The sequence below is a fragment of the Streptomyces sp. NPDC037389 genome (genome assembly GCF_040636475.1).
Lineage (GTDB): Bacteria > Actinomycetota > Actinomycetes > Streptomycetales > Streptomycetaceae > Streptomyces > Streptomyces hesseae.
The window spans coordinates 1-1,386 of sequence record NZ_JBEZUS010000059.1; the positions used below are offsets into that span (position 1 = coordinate 1).

A 1,386-nucleotide genomic window follows, 5' to 3' on the forward strand; every position below is an offset into this window, starting at 1 on the left:
AGCGGGCGTTCCAGGTGGCCGGCAGGAAGGCGTAGAGCCGCCGCACACTGTCGGCGAACCCGGCCACCAGCGCGTCCTGGTGGTGCAGGTGGTCCCCGGGGGAGTCGAGCGCCGTGTGGAGCCGGCCGCGCAGTCGTCGCCAGGCGCCGGGGCGGCCGTGCACGATGTCGCGGTCGTGCCGGTCGTCCCAGACGAAGAACCACGTGCTGTAGTCCGCTATCGCCTGCATGACCTCGTCGGGGGCGCCCAGGTAGTACCCGGCCATGAGGTCCGTGTAGCACAGGCCGTCGGCATATTCCTCGACCTTGTCCGCCGACATGAGCCGCTTTTCGAGCAGCCAGGCGCGTGTTGTCTCCTGGAGCCTGGGCCAATACGGGTGCAGTTGCCGCGGAAATTCCGCCTCGATCACTGGAAGGCGGAGCGATGACGGTACTGCGATCGCTGTCGGTGTCGCTGTGGTGCCGTGTGAGAAAGCATGCACGAACAAACCCCTCTCAGCCGCCGGTGGCGCACCCCTCTCCCTGAGCCGGGCGTGCGCCGTTGCGTATCCCGCACTTCCCATTCAGCACCACAACTGACCGTTCTGGGAACGGATTTGCTTCATTCACTACCCCTGTGTGCCGGAATTCTCCTGTTGTGTGGCGGCTTTCCAGGGACGCGCACAGACGAACGGCACCCGCTCGGGGAAGACCCGAACAGGCGCCGTGCGCGAGGGAGATGTGGGGCGGGTGTGGCGGTGTCAGTCGTTGGCGACCACGGGGTAGCGGGGCTCGTTCTCGGCCATCTGCCGCAGGGCGTCCTTGCGTTCGCGCTTGGAGAGCCGGTCGATGTACAGGTACCCGTACAGGTGGTCCGTCTCGTGCTGCAAACACCGTGCGAAGTACCCGGTACCGCGCACCTTGACGGGGTTGCCCTTCTCGTCCTGCCCGGTCACCTCGGCGTAGTCGGGGCGGGCCAGCGGCGCGTAGGCGGTCGGCACGGACAGGCAGCCCTCGTTGCTGTCGTCCAGGCGGCGGCGGTCCGCGGGCAGTTCGACGAGCTTGGGGTTGCAGACCACGCCGACGTGACGGACGCCCTCGTCGTCCGGGCAGTCGTAGACGAAGACCTTCTTGGAGACACCGATCTGGTTGGCGGCCAGGCCCACGCCCTCGGCCGTGCGCTGGCTGGCGAACATGTCGGCCACCAACTGCTGGAACTCCTCGCCGAAGTCGGTGACGTCCTCGCACTCCTTGTGCAGCACCGGGTTGCCGACCACCGTGATCGGGCGCGAGGTGCCGCGCCCGCGCCAGTCGGCCTCGCGCTCCTCGCAGTCCTGGGTGTCGACGACGAACCCCTCGTCGTCCACGGGGAGCACGCCCGGGTGCTGCTGTTCGGTGTCCTGCTGGG

At 68.0% G+C, this 1,386-nt stretch carries 1 protein-coding gene and 1 pseudogene; both read right to left on the minus strand.

Features of this window, described 5'->3' with window-relative positions; genetic code table 11:
• Positions 1 to 481: pseudogene (locus tag AB0E98_RS33710) on the minus strand (multidrug MFS transporter); the annotation flags it as partial.
• A 258-nt stretch (positions 482 to 739) separates the two neighbouring features.
• Positions 740 to 1,386: peptide deformylase (gene def, locus AB0E98_RS33715; RefSeq protein ID WP_361710300.1), on the minus strand; the 647-nt coding region annotated here is incomplete at its 5' end.